This is a genomic window from Acidobacteriota bacterium, from assembly GCA_016716905.1.
In the GTDB taxonomy this organism is placed as follows: domain Bacteria; phylum Acidobacteriota; class Vicinamibacteria; order Vicinamibacterales; family SCN-69-37; genus SYFT01.
Window position 1 is genome coordinate 1,851,664 of record JADJUS010000004.1, and the last position, 19,503, is coordinate 1,871,166.

Annotated in this window: 17 protein-coding genes; 11 read left to right on the forward strand and 6 right to left on the reverse strand. The window is 59.7% G+C overall.

Features of this window, described 5'->3' with window-relative positions:
• Nucleotide 1 precedes the first annotated feature (1 nt).
• From IPL75_12310 to IPL75_12320, 3 genes are read right to left on the reverse strand one after another with little or no spacing between them, the layout of a single operon-like run.
• The gene (locus tag IPL75_12310) at nucleotides 2–550 is read right to left on the reverse strand and encodes a DUF4390 domain-containing protein (GenBank protein ID MBK9241020.1); all 549 of its coding nucleotides are present in this window, start codon (nucleotides 548–550) and stop codon (nucleotides 2–4) included.
• 12 nt (nucleotides 551–562) lie between these two features.
• A complete protein-coding gene (gene nrdR / locus IPL75_12315) occupies nucleotides 563–1,015 on the reverse strand; it encodes a transcriptional repressor NrdR (protein ID MBK9241021.1) in 453 nt (150 codons plus the stop codon).
• Complete coding sequence (locus tag IPL75_12320) at nucleotides 1,012–2,091, reverse strand: flippase-like domain-containing protein (protein ID MBK9241022.1); 1,080 nt, start codon at nucleotides 2,089–2,091, stop codon at nucleotides 1,012–1,014. The genes nrdR and IPL75_12320 overlap by 4 nt, the downstream gene beginning before the upstream one ends.
• Before the next feature lie 29 nt (nucleotides 2,092–2,120).
• Between IPL75_12320 and IPL75_12325 the strand changes: the two genes are divergently transcribed.
• The 6 genes from IPL75_12325 to groL all read left to right on the forward strand — a co-directional run bounded on the left by IPL75_12325 (nucleotide 2,121) and on the right by groL (nucleotide 7,584).
• Nucleotides 2,121–3,218: a hypothetical protein gene (locus IPL75_12325; protein ID MBK9241023.1), complete on the forward strand. Its 1,098-nt coding sequence runs from the start codon at nucleotides 2,121–2,123 to the stop codon at nucleotides 3,216–3,218.
• Between the two features lie 85 nt (nucleotides 3,219–3,303).
• Nucleotides 3,304–4,203 carry a phosphoribosylaminoimidazolesuccinocarboxamide synthase gene (locus IPL75_12330; protein ID MBK9241024.1) on the forward strand — a complete coding sequence of 300 codons (900 nt, stop codon included), beginning with the start codon at nucleotides 3,304–3,306 and terminating at the stop codon, nucleotides 4,201–4,203.
• Nucleotides 4,203–4,415, forward strand: coding sequence for a histidine kinase (locus IPL75_12335; GenBank protein ID MBK9241025.1), 213 nt, complete (start codon nucleotides 4,203–4,205; stop codon nucleotides 4,413–4,415). Before IPL75_12330 ends, IPL75_12335 begins: the two co-directional genes overlap by 1 nt.
• Nucleotides 4,416–4,462: 47 nt before the next feature.
• Nucleotides 4,463–5,380 carry a hypothetical protein gene (locus tag IPL75_12340; GenBank protein MBK9241026.1) on the forward strand — a complete coding sequence of 306 codons (918 nt, stop codon included), beginning with the start codon at nucleotides 4,463–4,465 and terminating at the stop codon, nucleotides 5,378–5,380.
• A 240-nt stretch (nucleotides 5,381–5,620) separates the two neighbouring features.
• Entirely contained in the window at nucleotides 5,621–5,926 is a 306-nt protein-coding gene (gene groES / locus IPL75_12345) for a co-chaperone GroES (GenBank protein ID MBK9241027.1), read from the forward strand.
• A 26-nt stretch (nucleotides 5,927–5,952) separates the two neighbouring features.
• Complete coding sequence (groL, locus tag IPL75_12350; protein MBK9241028.1) at nucleotides 5,953–7,584, forward strand: chaperonin GroEL; 1,632 nt, start codon at nucleotides 5,953–5,955, stop codon at nucleotides 7,582–7,584.
• 332 nt (nucleotides 7,585–7,916) lie between these two features.
• Here the strand turns inward: groL and vsr are convergent, their stop codons facing one another.
• Nucleotides 7,917–8,372, reverse strand: a complete 456-nt coding sequence (vsr, locus tag IPL75_12355) for a DNA mismatch endonuclease Vsr (GenBank protein MBK9241029.1) — start codon at nucleotides 8,370–8,372, stop codon at nucleotides 7,917–7,919.
• Between the two features lie 46 nt (nucleotides 8,373–8,418).
• Between vsr and IPL75_12360 the strand changes: the two genes are divergently transcribed.
• From IPL75_12360 to IPL75_12380, 5 genes are read left to right on the forward strand one after another with little or no spacing between them, the layout of a single operon-like run.
• Nucleotides 8,419–10,017, forward strand: coding sequence for a DNA cytosine methyltransferase (locus IPL75_12360; GenBank protein ID MBK9241030.1), 1,599 nt, complete (start codon nucleotides 8,419–8,421; stop codon nucleotides 10,015–10,017).
• The gene (locus tag IPL75_12365) at nucleotides 10,014–11,525 is read left to right on the forward strand and encodes an ATP-binding protein (GenBank protein MBK9241031.1); all 1,512 of its coding nucleotides are present in this window, start codon (nucleotides 10,014–10,016) and stop codon (nucleotides 11,523–11,525) included. The genes IPL75_12360 and IPL75_12365 overlap by 4 nt, the downstream gene beginning before the upstream one ends.
• Nucleotides 11,518–14,220, forward strand: coding sequence for a Z1 domain-containing protein (locus IPL75_12370; GenBank protein ID MBK9241032.1), 2,703 nt, complete (start codon nucleotides 11,518–11,520; stop codon nucleotides 14,218–14,220). Before IPL75_12365 ends, IPL75_12370 begins: the two co-directional genes overlap by 8 nt.
• On the forward strand, nucleotides 14,207–15,205 hold the full coding sequence (locus IPL75_12375) for a PD-(D/E)XK motif protein (GenBank protein ID MBK9241033.1): 999 nt from the start codon (nucleotides 14,207–14,209) through the stop codon (nucleotides 15,203–15,205). Before IPL75_12370 ends, IPL75_12375 begins: the two co-directional genes overlap by 14 nt.
• Nucleotides 15,202–17,277, forward strand: a complete 2,076-nt coding sequence (locus tag IPL75_12380) for an AIPR family protein (protein ID MBK9241034.1) — start codon at nucleotides 15,202–15,204, stop codon at nucleotides 17,275–17,277. Before IPL75_12375 ends, IPL75_12380 begins: the two co-directional genes overlap by 4 nt.
• An 82-nt stretch (nucleotides 17,278–17,359) precedes the next feature.
• On the opposite strand, the gene IPL75_12385 is transcribed toward IPL75_12380, so the two are convergent.
• Nucleotides 17,360–17,770 (reverse strand): hypothetical protein, encoded by a 411-nt coding sequence (locus tag IPL75_12385; protein MBK9241035.1) that lies wholly within the window; start codon nucleotides 17,768–17,770, stop codon nucleotides 17,360–17,362.
• A gap of 77 nt (nucleotides 17,771–17,847) precedes the next feature.
• Nucleotides 17,848–19,449, reverse strand: a complete 1,602-nt coding sequence (locus IPL75_12390; protein MBK9241036.1) for an aminoglycoside phosphotransferase family protein — start codon at nucleotides 19,447–19,449, stop codon at nucleotides 17,848–17,850.
• Between the last annotated feature and the right edge of the window lie 54 nt (nucleotides 19,450–19,503).

The following is a 19,503-nucleotide window of genomic DNA, read 5'->3' on the forward strand; positions in this document are numbered from 1 at the left end:
TCTATCGGTTCACTGGAAGTTCGACGCGCCCGGACATTTCACCCCGGCCGAACGGCCAGAGCGAGAACCCACGTGGCAGGCTGTCGCGGGCCCGGACGCGCACGTAGTATTCGCCCGACGTCTTCAGGCGCGACGTGTCGCTGAGCAGGACCCGTTCAAACTCGGTGACCCACAAACGCATCTCGGCTTCATCCTGCGTCTGCTCGGCCCATTGCACCGTGGTTTCCCTCAACTTCGACACCTGGTAGGCCCCGGTCAGCGTATCGAACTTCACCGTTGAGGCCACCGTGGCGGCCGCCACGGTGTCGTCGAACCACAGCGTGGACGACCGGCGCAGTTCCGCGATGTATGTCAGCGTCACGGGAAGGCCGCTTTGCACCGCCTCGCGCACGGGCTCGGAGAATGCAGCGGACGCGGCAAAATTCGCATAGACGCGATCTTCAGCCACCACCGGCGTGATGCGCATGTCTGCGGCGGCGAGGACCGTAGCGGCACACACGGCCACCAGCCCCACCACTCCCACGAGTCCCCGCATGCCCCTTGGTGTCACAGCGCGCTCATCTTATGACTTAAAGAGGTCGTTGAGTTCGTGTTTGAACTCATCAATATCGCGAAAATTCCGGTAGACGGATGCAAATCTCACGTAGGCCACCTTGTCGAGCTGCCGCAGCGCCTCCATGACATGCGCACCGATTTCCTCCGTGGAAATCTCGCGCTCGGGCTTTTCCTGCAAGGCAGTCTCTACCTTATCGGCCACATCCTCGAGCGCCGATACGCGCACCGGGCGTTTCTCGCAGGCCTTCAGCAGCCCGGCCACCAGTTTCTGCCGCTCAAAACGTTCGCGGCGCCCGTCTTTCTTGACCACCATGTAGGGGATTTCGTCGATCCGCTCATAGCTGGTGAAGCGGCGGCCGCAATCGAGGCACTCGCGGCGGCGGCGAATGACCTCGCCCTCCTTGCTTTCGCGCGAATCCACCACTTTGTCACCGGGGTGACCGCAATACGGGCATTTCATCTGCGCGTCTCCTCCTCAGTTCCGGGCTCAGGGGCGGGCCGCATCGCTTTGAGGCCGCCCAGAGTCAGGCCATCCTGCCACATGAACGCCAGTCCCACCACCGCCACCGGGACAAATGACACAAGATGCAGCATGATGGCCGCCGCCGCGGCATCATCCACCGAGGCGCCGAAATAGGTGGTGGCGGCCATCTGGTAGGCCACGTGAAAGCCGCCTGCACCGCCTGGGGTCGGCAAGGCGACTCCCACCACCAAATACATGACGATAAGGAACGAGCCGGAGAACGGCACCGTCAAACCGAATGCGCGCGACACCAGCCAGATGCCCAGACAAATCGACGCCCAGAGCGCCAGCGACCACGCCAGGGAGACCGCCAGCGCGCGCGGCTCCCGCATCACGGCCAGCCCTTCCGCAAATTTTCGCGCAAACGACCCCACCGCCGCCGCCGCTCGCGCCGGCAGGATGCGGCTGAACCAGTCGGCCCACTGCCCCACCTTTTCAGGATGGCCGGCAAACACAAACAACGCCGCCAGCCCCACAAGCGCAGCAGCGGCCGCCAGCACCCCGGCCATGCGCGTCTGGGCGCCCACATCCACGCCCAGGAATGGCATGGCGCCGGCAAACAGCAACAGCACCGCCGTCAGGTCAAGCGCACGCTCGATGATGATGGTGGCAAACGTCGCAGAAAAATTGAGCCCGACCTGCCGCGCCAGCAAGTACGGACGCAACACCTCGCCCACCCGAGCCGGCAGCAGGAACAGCGCCGTAAACCCGATCACCGTGGTTCGGAATGCCGGGCTGAACGGAACGTCGCCCAGCGGTCTGAGCAACGCCTGCCAACGCCAGGCGCGGATGAGATATGTCTGCAACGTGGTCAACACCGCCACAGTGATGAGGCCCAGATTCGCTGTCGCAAACGCCTGCCGCACTTCCGCCCAGTGCAGATTCCGGACAAAGAACCACACCAGGAGGGCGGTCAAACCCGCGATCAGCAGGCCTGACCAGGGGATGCGGAACGTGCGTGGGGAACTGGACATGACGTGGCGGAGCGCGCGAGCCCCGCGCCGTGTGTTCATGTTTCTACTATAAGATTGGCGGCAAGTCTATGGGAAAGCGAGAGTTATTCATCATCCTGGGGTTCGTGGCGGTCGGCACACTGGCGTTTCAGTTCACCGCGCCTCCGGCCACCGGCACCAGTTCCTTCTCGCTCGGCAGCTTCTTCAACAGGGCGCGCTCCGAAATGCGCGGCAATCCCGGCAGAGCCGTCAACGTCACGAAAGACTCGATTCCCGTACCCGCCGGTCTGCGGGAAGTGCGACTGATCAACATCAACGAAGCCGTCACCGTGGTCGGCGATTCAAAAACCACCATCGACTACGAGTTCTCTGTCACCTCCAACGGCCCCGATGACGCGGGCGCCATGGCGCTGGCCAAAGAAACGGTGCTCCAGCGCGACGATGTGGCGGAGTCGCTGGTGTTGAGGGCCAAGTTTCCCGACCCCGGGTCGCAGCGAGCCACCATCACCATGCACGTGCCCCCGGGGATGACGGTGAGGCTCGAAAGCAGTTCGGGCGCCAACGTCACCGCGGTCGCCGGGGTGCATCTGGAAGCGATGCGCGGCAAAGTGACACTGACTGACATCGCTGGCGGCGTCACGGGCGCGCACCAGGACGGCGACCTGACCATCGGCGGCGCCAAGTCCATCAAGCTGCGGCTGCTCCGATCGAAGAGCCGCCTGTCGAAGATCACCGACGGCCTCACGCTTGACGCGCGCGACGGGGATACCGAAGTGACGGAATCCGCTGGCGCGATGGAAGTGGACGAAATCCGGAACGAATTGACGGTGACCGGCCACCGAGGCTCCATCGCCGTGCGCGGCAACGACGGCCGCATCACCATTCGGCAACCCCAGGCCGACACCCGGGTGGACGTCAGGCGCGCCGAGGTGGAAGTGGAAATCAATCGCGTGGTGCCGCTCACGCTCATCACGTCGGAGGAACCGCTGCGGCTCATTCTGGAAGGCGCTCCGGCGTTCACGCTGGATGCGGCGGCGTCCAACGCGGCCATTCAGGCGGTGGATTTTGATTTGAAGCCGGAAATTTCGGAATCCGATGCGCGGCTGTCGCACGTGTTCGGCGCAAAGAACGATGCCAAGATCACGGTGCGCAACACACGCGGCGACATCATTCTCAGAAAAAAATAATTCGCAAAAAAATCGCGTCCAAAACGCGCACAAAGGCTTGACGCGCGGGGGTGGAAGCTCTACGCTTCACTTTCTTCGGACGCGCATGAACACACCTGTCGTACTTGAAACACAACTTCCCGGTTTGACCCTCCAGCGTCGAGGGAAAGTGCGCGATGTCTACGACCTCGGCGACACCCTCCTCATCGTCGCCACCGATCGCATTTCGGCGTTCGACTACGTGCTGGGTTCGGGCATTCCGGATAAAGGCAAGGTGCTCACGCAGTTGTCGGCGTTCTGGTTTGAGCGCATCGCGTCGCTGACGCCGCACCACCTTTTGTCGATTGACGTCAACGACTTCCCCTCCGTGACGAAGCCCCATCACGACATCCTGCGTGGCCGCACGATGTGGGTGCGCAAGACCGACCCCCTGCCGGTGGAGTGTGTGGCGCGTGGATATTTGTCGGGGTCGGGCCTGAAGGACTACATGAAGACCGGCGCGGTGTGTGGCGTGGCCCTCCCTGCCGGCCTGCACGACTCGGACGTGTTGCCGGAACCCATTTTTACGCCGGCCACCAAAGCCGAAACCGGTCACGACGAGAACATCAGTGAGGCCGAGGCCGCCAATATCCTTGGCGCCGACCGTGTGGCGCAGCTCAAGGCGCTGACGCTGGAAATCTATCGGTTGGGCGTGGCGCATGCCGCCAAGTGCGGCATCCTCATCGCCGATACGAAGTTCGAATTTGGCATCGCGCCAGGTGGTGAGCTGGTCCTGATCGACGAGGTGCTCACGCCCGACTCGTCGCGGTTCTGGCCCAAGAACCTGTATTCCCCGGGTCGCGCCCAGCTGAGCTTCGACAAGCAATTTGTGCGCGACTACCTGGAGCGCATCGGCTGGAACAAACAGCCACCCGTGCCTTCGCTGCCTGACGATGTGGTGGCGAGGACGAGGGAAAAGTACATGGAAGCCTACCGGGTCCTGACCGGCCGGGACCTGGAGGTCTGATGATCAAGGACGACCTCGATTCGCTGGTGCAGCACATGATCGACCGCGGCATCCTGTTCGACGATGCCCAGCGGGAGTTTGAGAAGATGTTCATCGCGCGGGCGCTCGCCAAGACCAACTACAACGTCTGCAAGGCGGCCAAAATCACCGGCCTGCACCGCAATACCCTGAGCCGCAAGATGACGGCGTACCGCATCAAACGCGCGAGCTAACGTCCCTGTAAAAAAACTATCGGCCCTGGCGTATCGTCAGATACCGCATGCCCCAGACAAGTACGCTCCGGTTTGGCACCCTCTTCGTCGGCCTGATCCTGGCTTCCGCGCAGCCCGGCGCCCGGGTGAGCCAGGACCCTGCAGTGGCGGACGTCGTGCGCATGGCCGGCGAGTACCACACGGACTACGTGAACAAGGTCTCGGGCGTGACACTGGAGGAGCAGTATCAGCTCATCGATATTACGGGCGGCAAGATGTCGTCGGCCGTGCGAATCGCCTCCGACGTGGTGCTCGTCAATCTCAACGGTGGAGTGGCGGCGTTGCGCGACCCGTACGCGGTGGACACCAAGCCGCTGCGCGAGCGGACGCCGCGCATCACTACCCTGCTGGCGGCGCCCGCCACGCCGACCTTGCGCGACTGGGAAACCGCCATCAGCTACCCGCCGCAAGGCGCCATGCACTTTGTGCTGGACCTGATTCTCAAGGTCAACGAGCCGACCACGGCGCTCAAATTCATCGCTCCGGCGTTGCACGGGGGCCTCACCTACAAGCTCGACGGCAAGCGCAAGATCAACAACGTGCCGACCGTGGGCCTCGGTTTCGACGAGCCCCCGGGGCAGGAGAAGAAATACCTCCTGGGCACTCGGGGCAATGCCCGGGCCTTCGGCCGGATCTGGGTGGACCCGGCCACAGGCGCGGTGCATGAAACCGAGTTGTGGATCGAGTCCAAGACCGAGACAGCCACAATCAAGGTCAAGTACGCCCCGAACACGGCCCTGAACCTGGTGTTGCCCACCGAGATGAACGACACCTACGAGGAGCGCGAAGCCGCCACGGGCCCCAGGGACTTCAACAACCGCAGCGGCAACTCCGGCCGCTCGGGCGCCCGCATCTCCTTCCAGGCGTCCGCGAAATACAGCAAGGCCACCTACTCCGCGATCGACTTGCGCACGCTCAAGAGATAGATCCGTCCCAAGTCCAGGGTCCAGAGTCCAGGGTTCAAGGAGCGCGCCTCCCGGCGCGGTCTGTTGGCTGCGCACGCCGAACTCTGGACTCTGGACCCTGGACTCTGGACCCGGCGCGCCGCGCTTGACGAGTTGCGGCGGCCTCCCGTAGACTTAGCAGTCGGACGCAGGGAGTGCTAACACTCAGGGAAGCTGAGTGCCAGTAACGCCCCCGCATTTTTTGTCTTCGAAAGGACACCCATGAACGTTAGACCTCTACACGATCGCGTCATCCTCCAGCGACTTGAGGAAGATGAACAGCGCATCGGCGGCATCATCATCCCCGACAGCGCCAAGGAAAAGCCCCAGCACGGCAAGGTCATCGCCGTCGGCAAAGGCAAAGTGGAAAAAGACGGCAAAGTGACGCCGCTTGACGTCAAGGCGGGCGACACCGTGCTGTTCGGCAAATACGCCGGGCAGGAAATCAAGGTGGACGGCCAGGAATACCTCATCATGCGCGAGGAAGAAATCCTCGGTGTGGTCGACGGTAAGGCCGCCAAGAAGTAACGGGATCCGAGGAGAAAACATTCATCATGGCAAAACAGATTATTTACGGTGAAGACGCACGGCAGGCGATTCTGCGCGGCGTCAACGGCCTGGCCGACGCGGTCAAGGTCACTCTCGGTCCCAAGGGCCGCAACGTCGTTATCGACAAAAAGTTCGGCTCCCCCACCATCACCAAGGACGGCGTGACCGTCGCCAAGGAAATCGACCTCAAGGACCCGCTCGAGAACATGGGCGCCCAGATGGTGCGTGAAGTGGCGAGCAAGACGTCGGACACGGCCGGTGACGGCACGACGACTGCCACGGTTCTCGCACAGGCGATCTTCCGCGAGGGCATCAAGATGGTAGTGGCCGGCGCCAACCCGATGGAACTCAAGCGCGGCATCGAAAAGGCCGTCGAGGCCATCGTCGCCGAGCTCAAGAAGATGTCGAAGCCGGTCAGCGGCGAGATGATCGGCCAGGTCGGCACGATCTCCGCGAACAGCGACGACACCATCGGCACGATCATCGCGCAGGCGATGGAGAAGGTGGGCAAGGACGGCGTCATCACGGTTGAGGAAGCGCGCTCCATGGAGACGTCACTCGACGTCGTCGAGGGCATGCAGTTCGACCGCGGTTACCTGTCGCCCTACTTCGTGACCGATCCCGAGCGCATGGAAGCCGTGCTTGAGAACCCGGTCATCCTCATCCACGAAAAGAAGATCTCGTCGATGAAGGACCTCCTGCCCCTGCTCGAGCAGGTGGCGCGTGGTGGCCGTCCGCTCATCATCATCGCGGAAGACGTGGATGGCGAAGCGCTGGCGACCCTCGTGGTCAACAAGCTGCGTGGCACGCTGCAGGTCGCGGCCGTCAAGGCCCCGGGCTTCGGTGATCGCCGCAAGGCCATGCTCGAGGACATCGCGATTCTGACGGGTGGCCGCGCCATCACGGAAGATCTCGGTATCAAGCTCGAGAACATCAAGATCGAGGACCTCGGCAAGGCGAAGAAGGTCACGATCGACAAGGACAACACGACCATCGTTGAGGGCTCGGGCACGCAGGGCGCCATCGAAGGCCGCGTGAAGCAGCTCCGCACGCAGGTTGAAGAGACCACGTCGGACTACGACCGCGAGAAGCTCCAGGAGCGCCTGGCGAAGCTGGTCGGCGGCGTGGCCGTCATCAAGGTCGGTGCCGCCACCGAAACCGAGATGAAGGAAAAGAAGGCACGCGTGGAAGACGCGATGCATGCGACGAAGGCAGCCGTGGAAGAAGGCATCGTTCCCGGCGGCGGCGTTGCGCTGCTGAAGTGCGCCAAGGTGCTGGACGGTCTGAAGCTCGAGGGTGATCAGAAGGTGGGCGCGGACATCGTGCGTCGCGCCATCGAAGCCCCGATGCGCTGGATCGCGACCAACGCGGGCGTCGAAGGCTCGATCATCGTGCAGAAGGTCAAGGAAGGCAAGAGCGACAACTACGGCTACAACGCGGCGACCGACGTCTACGAAGACATGGTCAAGGCCGGCGTCATCGACCCCACGAAGGTGGTGCGCTCCGCGCTGCAGAACGCGTCCTCGATCGCTTCCCTGCTGCTCACGACCGAAGCCATGGTCTCGGAGATTCCTGAAGACAAGAAGGAAGCTCCGGCCGGCGGCGGCCCTGGCGGCGGCATGGGCGGGATGTACTAAGTCCCGCGTCCAGGGTCCTGAGTCCAGGGTCCTAAACGCAGGGCGTGACTTTAGCCGCGCCAACTGCAAGAACGTAGCTCGGCCTGTTCCTCAAGGACGAGAGACACACAACGGGCCCGGTGGCGAAAGCTGCCGGGCCTTTTTTTGTGCCCGGACGGGAAAACACTTGGCCTAGGCGTGACCAACCCTGTCAGAACAATGGACTACAATCCCCCTACGAAATCACTCATTGGCTTTGGATTGGTGACACAAACAGGCCTCACGACCGCTTCGCACTTTGCCCTCGATGGGGCCCTGCCTCTGAAATCAACCCGTGCTCGCCAGAGTGCGTTTCATTCCCGGCGACGCTTCGGAATTTCGAGGGTGGATGTCGATTTGATGAGCCACGTACCGATTGTCCGGGACAGCTTCTCGGTCTCTGTCCGCGTGATGGCACATTCCCAAACCGTTGCGACCCGCCAGCCGAGCTGTCTCAGTTTCGCTTCGTTCCGCCGGTCGCGTGCGACATTCTGCTTGAACTTCTGTTGCCAGAATCTGCGGTTGGATGAAGGCGTTGCGGCGCGAACACAGCCCAGATGCCGATGCCAGAAACAGCCCTGCACGAACACAACGGCGCGATACTTGGAAAAAGCCAAGTCAGGCTTGCCTGGCAGGCTCTTCACGTTCAATCGGTATCTGAACCCTGCTCGGTGCATTGCTGCCCTGAGAATGCGTTCCGGGAGTGTGTCGCGTCCACGAATTCCTGCCATCATCCGTGACCGAGTCACCACATCGACAATATCGGCCAATTCCTGCCCTCCGTCTTCGTGTCGCTGTGCACCAATCGAAAACTAGATGAAGAATCGTATCGCCGTTGTTGATCTTTTTGCCGGGCCCGGGGGACTTGCCGAGGGGTTCTCTGCCGTGGAAACTTCGAACGGCTTTCGCCCGTTCAGGGTGGCCTTGTCCATCGAAAAGGACTCAGCGGCACATTCGACTCTCCTCCTCAGAACATTCCTGAGACAGTTCGAGTCAGGATTCCCGAACGAGTACTATTCGGCCCTCAAGAATTGTGCTGAAGAACCCAGATGGGCTGAGCTCTATCCTGTCCAGTGGGACGCTGCTCTTCGGGAGGCCAGACAGATCGAACTTGGCTCACCTGCAGCGCGGAAAGAGATCCCCCCTCTCCTCGCTCAAATCAAGAGAACCAGTGGAGGCAACACAGTCTTGATCGGAGGCCCGCCCTGCCAAGCGTACTCCCTCGTTGGCAGGGCTCGAAACAAGGGCATCAAGGACTACATTCCCGAGGAAGATCACAGGCATTTTCTGTACAAGGAATACCTGCGCATTCTCCGCCAGCTGGAGCCACTCGCATTCGTCATGGAGAATGTCAAGGGCTTCCTGTCGGCTTCCATTGGAGGGGACAAGATATTCACGCAGGTGCTCGCGGACCTCCGATCTGTGCGCGGTCACGGTGGCTATGAACTCTTTGCCCTTTCCGCCGACGAGAAGTCAGCATTTCAGGCTCCTGCCGTGTTACAGCCGTCGGACTTCATAGTCCGCGCAGAATACTTCGGAATCCCACAGGCCCGTCATCGGGTGATTGTCGTCGGAATCCGCGGAGACATTGCGGCGGCCAGCAAATTGCAGGGTAAGCGAATCACGCTCCCGACCGGCCCACGCGCGACACTCAGTCACGTTTTGGATGGAATGCCCAAGCTTCGCAGCGCCTTGAGCAAAGACGACTCGCCTGCAGCGTGGACAAACGCCGTCAGAGAGGCTGCAGTCATGCTCAGCGGGCTCGTACCCGCCAGATTCAACACACCGCAACTCAAGGCCTACAAGACCCGCCTGCGCCAGGTGATCGCCACACTTCGAGTGAGGTCTAACCTCCCTCGCTTCGAGGGCCGGCCCGCAGGGGTCGCGACCGATTGTCCAAAGGACCTGAAAGCCTGGCTACGAGATCCTAGAGTCTCCCATCTCTCCAACCATGGAGCTCGTTCGCACATGGCTTCAGACTTGGCACGCTACCTTTTTGCTGGTGTCTATTCTGAGATTCTCGGCTCCTCGCCAAAGGCCGAAGACTTCCCGGATGCCTTGGCACCTGCCCACAAGAACTGGAAAAGTGGCAAGTTCCGTGATCGATTCACTGTGCAGACTCGTGAACATCCTTCGTCGACGATCACGAGCCATATTTCGAAGGACGGCCACTTCTTCATCCACCCCGATCCTGAGCAGTGCAGGAGCCTGACCGTTCGCGAGGCAGCGAGACTTCAGACATTTCCGGACAACTATGTCTTCAAGGGCAACCGTACCGAACAATTCGTGCAGGTCGGAAACGCGGTTCCTCCCTACCTCGCTCGTCAAATCGGCGACGTCGTCTACAGAATGATCAAGGAACACGCGACCCACGGCGGGACGCCTGACCGGCACAAGACACGGGTATCTCGATGACGACACCTCCGAGCGTGGACCAATCCTTTCGCCCAGAGCGCGTCGCTCCACACGCTTCATTTCTCATCGAAAGCATGCGGGACATTGGCTACTCGCTCGAGAGCGCGCTGGCGGATATAGTCGACAACTCGATTGCGGCGGGCGCCACCGAGATTCGATTGTTCGCCGACACAACCAGTCCCTCACCGCGGATCGCCTTTCTCGACAACGGTCACGGAATGACCCAAGACGAACTCTTGACCGCCATGCGGGCAGGTGCCAAGAACCCCCTTGATTCAAGACCTCCTGATGATTTGGGCCGTTTTGGCTTGGGCCTGAAGACGGCGTCCTTTTCTCAGTGCCGTCGCCTGACTGTGATGTCCAAACAGGATGAGCAGATCGCCGTTGCCTGCTGGGACCTCGACTACGTTGCTGCAGTCAACGACTGGATCGTCCAAGTTCCATTCGACACCGCGGATATTCCGTGGTCTGACGACATCGGCTCCACCGGGACTCTCGTCCTCTGGGAGCAGCTTGACCGCCTGATCGAGACCGAACCTACCGACGACTCGCGCAAGCACCTAACCCTTCAGCTGGATGCAGCCATTGATCATTTGGAGCTTGTCTTTCACAGGTTCCTGGCAGGCGAGCGAGGGCTTCAGAAGGTGTCCATCTCCATCAACGGACGCAGCCTGAATTCATTCGACCCTTTTCACGCATCCCATCCCGCCACCATGGCCAGCCCACTTGAGCAGATCCGCTTCAAGAACCACACGATCCAAGTCAGGGCGTTCACGCTCCCCCACCATTCGAAAGTCACCTCCAACGAATGGGAACGCCACGCAGGTCGCGCGGGGTACATCCGGAATCAAGGGTTCTACGTCTATCGGGCCAAGCGATTGATAATTCATGGGACATGGTTCGGGCTTGCCCGCCTGACGCCGATCACTCAACTGGCCCGCGTCCGGATCGATATGCCCAACCAGCTGGACAAGGAATGGCAAATCGACGTGCGCAAGTCATCCGCCCAACTTCCCCGTCACGTCCGTGACCGTCTGCGCCAGATTATCGACCATGTGTTTTCAGGCTCGAAGAACGTCTACACGAGCAAGGGGCATCGATTGGTCAGTCCCAATCCCGTTCCTGTCTGGAGGCGGGTCCAAGCCAAAGGAACGATTCGGTACGAAATTAACGCCGACCATCCACTCGTTCTGAATGCCACCAAGGGCCTTCGTCCTGAGGACACAAAGAAGATCCGGGGCCTTCTGGAGTTCGTGTCGGCGGGCCTTCCGGTCGACGCCCTCTTCGCCGATGTCGGAACTCAGCCGGATCAGGTGGCCAACTCCGTTCTGTCAGACGATGCGTTTCACCTCGCGTTCGACGCAACATACTCGCACTTGCGGAGCCACAAATTTTCGGCCGATGAGATCAGGACCGTCCTGAAAGCGTTGGAACCGTTCCGTTCACACTGGCAAGCAGTAGAACAACTGCTCCAGCCAATTGAGCCCGAGGCCAACGAGAATGAGTGAAGGACTTCAGTCAATTGAAACGATGGTGGCGGCCTTGCTCGCGAAGGAGCCACTGCCTACGCCTACTCGAATTCGCGAACTGATCGCGATGCTGCGGGCGCTGCCCATGGGAACCGCAGTGTCAGACGAGGCCGCGGAAGAGCTCGCCAAGGTCTTCGAGTCGCGGCACGGCGTAACCATGGAAATCGGGTCCGTTTTGACGGACTCCGACTACGAACCTTGGCTCGACTCCGTCAGGGCGAGCATTGAACCCTACTACTGGCAGCGGTACCGGGACCTGTTGTCGCAGAAGCACATGTCCGGCCAAGTGCTTGCAACCATGGACCAAGTTACGGACCGTGTACTGGGCCTTCTCGAGAACCCGGCACGCAAAGGGCATTGGGATCGACGCGGCATGGTGGTCGGCCACGTACAGTCCGGCAAGACCGCGAACTACTTGGGGCTTCTTTGCAAGGCCGCCGACGCAGGGTATCGCCTGATTGTAGTTATTGCAGGAGTCCACAACAATCTGCGAAACCAGACACAGGAACGAGTTGATGAGGGGTTCGTCGGACGGGACAGTGCTCGGCTGTCCGCCGCCGGACCTGAGCAGATCATTGGCGTCGGAAGGATTGACAGCACTAGGCGACCCGTAACTTTCACCACGTCCAAGCGGGACTTCAATAAGGTGGTAGCCACCGGTGTCGGAGTTCCATTGCAGAATTTGACCGAGCCCGCAGTGTTTGTCATCAAGAAACAAGCCAATACACTGAAAAACCTGATCGAGTGGTTGCGGGAACACAGCGCTCGACAAGGCGGGCGCTCAGTGAGCGCCCCCATGTTGCTGATCGATGACGAGGCCGACAACGCGTCGATCAATATCAAGCACGGAGCGGGAGAGGTCGCCAGGATTAACGGGCTTATTCGAGACCTTCTCAATACATTCGATCGTAGTTGCTACGTTGGCTACACCGCCACGCCCTTCGCCAATATCTTCATCGACCCTGACACGGACGATGAAATGCGCGGGGCCGATCTCTTCCCGAAGGACTTCATTGTCAGTTTGGATCCGCCGACCAACTATTTTGGGCCTCAGCGCGTTTTTTTGAACGAGAGCGAGACATTCGTCCGCTTCATTGAGGACAACGAGCCCTGTCTCCCGATGAAGCACTCAACTTCTTTCCAAGTCACGTGCCTTCCCGAGAGCCTCCGAACTGCCGTCAGAGCTTTCATAGTAGCGCGAGCGATTCGGCTGGCGCGAGGGCACACCACTGCTCACTGTTCCATGCTCGTCAATGCCTCTGTAAAGAACAACGTTCAGCGACAGCTGCGCAACGAACTCCACACATTCCTGGAATCCGTGAAGGCCAGCGCTCGAATGTACGCGGCCCTGCCCGCCGGCGAGGCTCTGCGGGACCCGGAACTGAGCGCGCTTCATGAGGTCTGGAGGAAGGAGTACGCGGGCATCGACGGCCTTCTCTGGCCCGACATTCAGAACCAACTCGTCTCAGTGGTGGCACCGATAAGAACGGTTTTAATCAACAGCCAGTCGACCGATGAATTGGACTACTCCCGGCACGCGCGAACCGGCTTGAACGTTATCGCAGTCGGCGGATTCTCGCTTTCGCGTGGCCTGACGTTGGAGGGCCTCGTAACGAGCTATTTCCTCCGGAACTCGATGATGTACGACACGTTGATGCAGATGGGCCGATGGTTCGGCTATCGCGCCGGGTACGACGATTTGTGCCGGATCTGGATGCCCGAGGACGCGGCCGGCTGGTACACCCACATCGCTGAGGCGGTCGAAGAACTTCGGGAGGCGCGCCGGGTCATGCAAGCGGCCAACGCGACGCCAGAACAATTCGGGCTCAAGGTGAGGAGTCACCCTGAGACACTCATCGTGACCGCTCGAAACAAGATGGGCTCCGGTGAGAAGCTCGTAGTTTCGATCGGACTCAGTGCGCGATTCGCCGAGACCGCGACTCTGCGGTCCGACGCCGACAGCTTGCGTGAAAACCGTGCCGCAGCCCAGCGCCTGGTCGCAAACCTTGCGGCGGCGGGGCCACGTCTCTCGGACGTTCCACTAGGTGACGGTGGCTACCTGATGAAGGAAGTCGATTGTGGCCCGGTCCTCGAATTCATTTCCCAGTTCAGAAACCACCCGGGGTCGATGCTAACGGAACCCGGGCCGATTCGCCGATATGTCGAGGAACGCAGGCACTCAGAACTTGCAACCTGGGATGTTCTTTTCGCCAGTCTTCAGCAGCCAGATCCCTTGGGGCGCACCGACACATCACTGGGTGTTGCGGTTCACTGCCAACGGAGGAGCGAGGGCCGGAAGGACAAGGACACGCTCCGAATTACCAAGAAGCATCGGGTGGCATCGAGGGGCGCTGAACGAGCTGGACTGACAATGAAGCTGCTTGATGAGGCGCAGACTCTCTATAAGAAGCATTCCCCGACGGGAACGAATATCCCAGACCTCTACTACAGACATGTCAGGGAACGCCCCCTTCTGATCGTGCACCTGCTAATTATTGGCGAGCGCGACGTCATCTTGCGTGATGCCGAACCGGTGGTGGCTTGGAGCATCAGCTTCCCCAAGACAACGCTGGAAGAGACGCGGGTCGAATACGTCGTCAACAACACATGGTGGCGAGAGAACTACGGTCCGGATGAGAACGATGACGAGGACATGGGAGGTGACCTTGATTGATAACCCTTGGGACGGACTTCCTCCAGCGGCCGCTGCATCCGGACTAAGCGCCAGAAGAGTAGACCTCGCCAGCCCCTACGGATTTTTTTGGGCGCGCGGTGCTGACAGACATTGTCTCCTCCTGTTGAAACATCCGGCGGATGCCTCACCGAAAGACCGCCTTCCAAAGCTGAAGGGAATCGACATCGAGGTTGCCGCCAGCGATGAACCCGGAACAGCAGTATTGGTGCTCCGACTCGTCCAAGCGGCCCATCGAGACGTGTTCTACCGGCTCTGCTTGGACATCGTTGAAACCACGAAGACGGCCTTGTCGTACGACGAGGCAGTATCTGTAGCGGTAGCGAGAACTTGGCGATGGCATCACTTGCTGAGAGGCGGCACCGATGGTCGGCTTTCACTCGAAGAGCAGAAGGGCCTGATCGGGGAACTAACCCTGCTGCGACGCCTGACGGACCAATTGTCGATATCTGATGCACTAGCCGCATGGCGAGGGCCACTCGGTGCTCCAAAGGACTTCGAGGTTGGCCGGGTCGCAGTGGAAGTTAAGGCTCGTCGAGGCGCAGCGAGGCCCTTCATCGCCATTTCTTCTGAGCATCAGTTGGACGCCTCCGGGGTCGATGCGCTTCTGTTGAACGTTCTCGAAATAGATCTGGCACCGGTCGATGGAACGAGTGGACGGAGCCTCACTGACCTTGCCGAGCGGCAACGCCGCGACATCCAGACCCAGTCTCCATCCGCCGAAGGGGTCTTTGACAGCCTGCTGACATCGGCTGGCTTTCGCTGGGCCGATGACTACTCCGATGCCCGATGGGTGATCGGGCTCAGCCACTTCTATCAGGTGTCAGAGGGATTCCCGGCGCTTGCGCCCTCCCAACTCCGCCCTGGCGTGGTGGACGTCCGATACTCTGTTGCCTTGGAGCACTGCGAACCCTTCAGGGTCCCTGAGGGATCATTTGGTGCGCTGATTGAGGGCCAGGTTCAATGAGCGACGAACTTGACGGATTCCACCGCGACTTTTTCCAGGGCGTGATGTCCTTGGCCCAAGGCAACGACAAATGGACGGAGGATGCGTTTTTCGAGACGTTCACCGAGTATTTGATTTCTGCCGGAGAGCTTGACACGGCCGACCGTACTCTCTACTCCCCTGAGCGACGCGGTATTCGCGTTGACGGTTACGGGGGCGACCCTCTCGATTCTGACGGCGTACTGAGCTTGATTGTGGCCGACTTCCGCACGGCTCCCGACCTCGAAACGCTAACTGCGACGGAAATGAATGCCCTCTTTCGACGCGTTGAGACGTTCGTCACGAAGGCACTTGACCCATCCTTCAGATCTGGGCTCGAAGAAACGGACCCTGGCTTCGGCCTCGCCGATCTCATTGCTACCCGATGGTCGACACTCTCCAAGATTCGCATCTTCCTCGTGACCAACCGGATCCTCAGTTCACGTGTGGATGGCAGACCTGCGGGTGAAATCAAGGGCGTTCCCGTTGCGTACAGTGTTTGGGACATCGGTCGCCTGTTTCGGTTCGTCGGATCCGGCGAACGAGAGGAACTCGTTGTTAACCTCGAAGAAGATTTCGGTGGTGTCCTGCCGGCGCTCCCGGCACACCTCGATGGTGCCGGGTACGAGGCGTACCTACTAGTTATTCCAGGTGAGCAGCTCGCCTCCATCTATGACCGATGGGGCGCCAGACTTCTTGAGCAGAACGTCCGCGTCTTCCTCCAGGCACGGGGTGGGGTCAACAAGGGAATTCGCAACACGCTCGAAAATGACCCAGAGATGTTCTTCGCCTACAACAACGGGATAACAGCGACCGCCGACCGGATCGACACGCGAGTCGACGACCAAGGCCTGGTTGCAGTGTCCCTCCGGAATCTGCAGATCGTGAACGGAGGACAGACGACTGCGTCCGTTCACGCAGCGAGCAGGAAGAGGGTGGATCTCTCGCGAGTCTTTGTCCAGATGAAGTTGTCAATCATCGAGGCCTCGAGGGCGATGGAGGTTGTTCCGAAGATCTCCGAGTACGCAAATACGCAGAACCGTGTCAACGCCGCAGATTTTTTCGCCAACCATCCGTTCCATATCCGGATAGAAGAGTTTTCTCGTCGCCTCTATGCGCCGTCCCCCGAAGGTGCCTTTCGGCAGACGAAGTGGTTTTACGAACGGGCGCGGGGCCAGTTCCTCGATGCGCGCGGCCGCCTGAGTGAGGCCCAGCGGAAGAAGTTCGACTCCGAATACCCGAAATCTCAGCTGATCACCAAGACTGACCTTGCGAAGTTCATTACCGCTTGGAATGGGCAACCCCACGTCGTCAGCACCGGCTCACAGAAGAATTTTGCAGAGTTCGCGAAGGTCGTCGGCGCCGCGTGGGAAAAGAATCAGGACGACTTCAACGAGGCCTTCTATCGGCGCGCAGTCGCTCAGGCGATTGTGTTCCGGGAGACCGAGCGGCTCATCTCGCAACAACCATGGTACAAGGGCGGCGGCATTCGTTCCCGTGTGGCCCCCTACGCTCTGGCGAAGGTGTCATTTGATGCCGCGGAGAAAGGGCGGTTCGTGGATTTGGAAGGGGTGTGGCAGGCACAGGGACTGCCCCCACGGCTGAAGGAGGCGCTGACTGCGGCCTGCCAGGCGGCTCATGGGGTCATTGCTGGAGTCAACACCGAAATCCCAAATCCCCTCGAGTGGGCGAAGAAGCAGGCATGCTGGAAGCAGGTCCAGTCTCTCAAGGTGGACTGGCCGAAAGGCTGGCTCGGGTCCCTGCTCACCAAGGAAGACCAGCAAGTCGCAAAGCAGGCGGCCGTCAAAGATCAGATTGTTCTCAACGGCATCCAGGCGCAGACCGCCGTGGTGAATGCGGGCCGGGAGTTCTGGTTGGCTGCGATCGCTTGGGCCAAGTCACGCCAACTCCTCTCCCCGACCGAACTGAGTATTCTGGAGGTCGCTGCGAACAAGCTCCCGTCAGAAAAGCAGAGCCTCAGGGCAATTGAAGCCTTGCGGACGCTTCATGTGGAGGGATTTACCGAGGGGCATAGCTTGGTCAACAAGCAGTAGCTGCTGTCTCCACAATGCACCATTCTCTCTGGTTCCAGCTGGTCGAAAGACACCCGCAGGCCACTGCACCAGTCGACGGCGTTCATTCGACCGGGACTAAGCTTCGCAGGAACACCGATGCTAGAGCCATCAGTCCGTAGACGATGGTTGGCTCGGTTTTCAAAAACGACTTCGCAAACCGCTCGGAACGAGGAGCCGACTGGCCGTAATGATTCGTTAGATCATAGATAGACATTTCTGGACTGCTGTCAGGCAGATTCAGCCAATCTCGGAGCGCCCGATAGCGCACAACGTATTTGTACCAGTACTCATGCCTGACAAGTCCCTCGAACAGCCAGAAGACGACGCACGCTAACGCCGCCAAACCAGCAAGGTCAGGCCTATTCGATGAGAAGGCGAATCCTTGGGCCGCCAACCAAATAGTGACAAACCAGTTTCGAGTCTGAAAAATAAGCGAGTCGTACTTATCAAACGTTCCTTGGATCAGTTCCATCTCCAGCAAGAGGACTTCAAAACGCTGTGCTTTAGTTGGTCGGTCAACTCCGCTCTCCGACCTTCTCCTAGAACCGGTCACCGAACGCCTCCCCCGTCGTCGATTCTTCGGAGGAGGCGGTAAAGCTCGATCACAGCCCAAACGCGTTTGAACACAGAAAGATCTTGATAGCTAACAATCTTTACCAAGTCCCACACGGTTCCCAGCTGGTACGACAGAGTGAGACTTGGGGCCTCAGCAGGATCACTTTCCGTCAGGAACAGCTGGTACACTTGATCGCAACACGACGCGGCCGGACAGAGCTGACCGTCTCTCCTGTTCACACCGACTTCCGCGACTCTATCAGCCAACCACAATTGCACGGCGCCAGGCAGATACTCGCGACGAGAACTGTAGTCCACCGTCCTTAACCGCAGCATTAGAGACAATCTCGACAAGTCATATCCGACTGGCCAAGGTCGCAGGCGGGCGAGGTCAATTAGCACCACGCGCCCATCCTTCCTGAGCATGACATTTCTAGGATTCATATCGCCATGTTGAACCGCAGTTCGAACGGTTGTACGCAACATCTCCCAGTCAGCCCAATTGACAATATGCGTGAGTAAGGCGGACACAACTTCATCGGGGCCCTCCACTACTCCATCCATCATCCCTTCTTCGCGCATGGCCTCCCAAAGCGTTTGAAGAAACGCAGCTGAGGTCTCGAAGCGGCTGATGTCTAGTGCTGTCAGTCTGAAATGGTCCCCTGCTGCCGACAGACCGCAGGCAGCTAAGTCAGCCCCTCGTACTTGCGTGCACAATTCCGCCACTGGCCGGACGAGCGCAGCCGGATCCGCGCTCGTCAACACCGCGTCAAGTAGAGACGTTCCATCAACGTGAGCCTGCCGATAATAGACTCCACTCTCGCGCAAATGAACCTTCTCTGGATTCAGGCTCCCCAATATTCCGTTGAGATGCCCCAACTCCTTTAGATAGCGATTCGGTGCCTCGATCTCGTCCTGAATGGTTGCGTCCGCCTTCGCCAATTTCACGATCACGGATTTTCTGGTTCCCTCGCCGCTTGAGAGCAGCAACATAAAGGCGCCGGAATACCCGCTACTGAGCGCCCGAACGGTGATGTCTTCCCATCCACTCGCTTCGTTCGCAATGATCTCCGTGAGTTCATCCTCGCCAAACGCTGCGAAAAACAATCTCATTCCAAGCGAATCGACGACGCGCACGCCACCCTTTGGGAAGAGTCGCTGGGAACGTTGCCCAATCGCCCTTGCTATCGTTCGCCTTACGTACTCAATCCGTTGCTCGCGTCGAAGTGGATCGATCTCAGCCTTATCAATCATCCCGTTGAACGTCGCTCGATAGTCCGGCACTAGCTTGGCCCTCGACCCCCACCGCGTATAAGCCACAATCGTCCACGCTGGCTTCATTATTCGCAAACGGCTACCCTTCTCAACACCGCGGAGCACGTCGTGATAATCGGCCTCCTGCAAGGCCAAGTCCATGCAGACAAGTACATCGTCGTCCTGAATCTTCGAGACAAAAGCTGGCACCTCTGACCAGTCAGAAAACACTGAGTGTTCGCCCTGATCAGGAAGAATCGTCGAACCGGGGAACGCTTCACGAATCAAATCGACCAGCAAGAGATAGTCGTCCTGTTTATCTTCGATAATAACTATCGTCATTGGCATACGCGATTCTCAATCCAGCTCAAGCGGCCACACGTTATCAAACTCTAC